Here is a 1,337-nt window from a genome sequence, read left to right on the forward strand (position 1 = left end):
CATTCGGAGTTTAGCAGATCTCAGTAACCAACAAGGCCCATCAACCAACCAGTAGCTCTACCACACGCAAGCAAAAAAATGGAACGCTATACCTAAATATATTTCGGGGAGAACCAGCTATCACGGAGTTTGATTGGCCTTTCACCCCTACCCACAACTCATCCCCCAGGTTTTCAACCCTGGTGGGTGCGGTCCTCCACGACGTTCTACCGCCGCTTCAACCTGGCCATGGGTAGATCACCCCGCTTCGGGTCTATGCCACGCAACTAAAACGCCCCCAGGACTCGGTTTCCCTACGACTACCCCACAACAGGTTAACCTCGCAACGCAACATAACTCGCAGGCTCATTCTTCAATAGGCACGCCACCACCACGCTGGCCCAAAAAAGGCCCCGCGGCTCTGACGGCTTAAAAACGCTTGGTTTCAGGAACTATTTCACTCCCCTCCCGGGGTACTTTTCACCATTCCCTCACGGTACTAATCCACTATCGGTCACCGCGCCCGTCCAGGCTTACCCAATGGTCTGGGCAGATTCACACGAGATTCCACGAGCCCCGCGCTACTCGGGAACAAAACCCAACGCCACGCATGTGCAACCAGCTACCCGACTATCACGGTCTCCGGTAAGGCATCCCAACCCGTTCACCTCACACACACATAGGCGTTCCAAACAACGGCAGTTATTTGACGATTCAATCCCACAACCCCGCCTGCGCAACCCCTGCCGAGTAACACACGCAAACGGTTTAGCCAACACCCGCTATCGCTCACCACTACACACGGACTATCTCACAAAAGGCGGTACTAAGATGTTTCACTTCCCACCCTACCAACACACACCTACAAAAACTTTCAGTGCGCGCCAACCACACACAACTATGGTTAGGTTACCCCATTCGGAAACCCCCGGATCAACGCTCGCTCGCTAACTCCCCGAGGCTATCGCCAGCCACAACGTCCTTCATCGGCACACGATGCCAAGGCATCCACCAAACGCTCAAAGATAAAAAACAAACCAATAAACAAAAAAACACCAACCACCCCAAAAAACGAGGCGGTCAACGAACAAGATTCTCACAAAAAAACATCACAAAGACACTCACATCCACTCTCCAAAAAACAAACAACCAACCCAAAAAACCCCAAAAGATAAAACCCCTTGAAAGTTAATGAGCCAAACAAACAAACCCAAAAGGTTTGATTGCTCCTATACCCGATAGCCCCCCAAAACCCCAAAAAGCCTTGGAGGGAAAGTGTTCCCTCGTTTTATTTGCGTTTTAAATAAAAATTTTCTCCCTAGAAAGGAGGTGATCCAGCCGCACCTTCCGGTACGGCT

General features: G+C 51.0%; 1 rRNA gene. It reads right to left on the reverse strand.

The annotated features are described in order from the left end of the window. A 23S ribosomal RNA gene (locus tag AC1EKS_RS08945) occupies positions 1-1,014 on the reverse strand; the annotation flags it as partial. Between the last annotated feature and the right edge of the window lie 323 nt (positions 1,015-1,337).

It is taken from the genome of Varibaculum sp. C0165D1 (assembly GCF_056590355.1).